The sequence below is a fragment of the Burkholderia sp. A2 genome, from assembly GCF_001729305.1.
Lineage (GTDB): Bacteria > Pseudomonadota > Gammaproteobacteria > Burkholderiales > Burkholderiaceae > Burkholderia > Burkholderia sola.
In genome coordinates, this window is record NZ_LZXX01000156.1 from 1,957 (window position 1) to 2,180 (window position 224).

Annotated in this window: 1 protein-coding gene; it reads left to right on the forward strand. The window is 66.1% G+C overall.

Annotated features, from left to right (window positions below):
• The coding region (locus tag A9Z05_RS38230) for an SDR family NAD(P)-dependent oxidoreductase (protein WP_256122165.1) at positions 1 to 224 on the forward strand (224 nt) is incomplete at both ends.

The following is a 224-nucleotide window of genomic DNA, read 5'->3' on the forward strand; positions in this document are numbered from 1 at the left end:
ACGCGCCGCGACGACATCGAGCGGATCGTCGCGACGGCGGTCGAGCGCTTCGGCGGCGTCGACGTCCTGTTCAACAATGCGGCGCTGTTCGACATGCGTCCGCTCCTCGACGAATCGTGGGACGTGTTCGACCGGCTGTTCTCGGTCAACGTGAAAGGGCTGTTCTTCCTGATGCAGGCCGTCGCGCAGCGGATGGTCGAGCAGGGGCGCGGCGGCAAGATCGT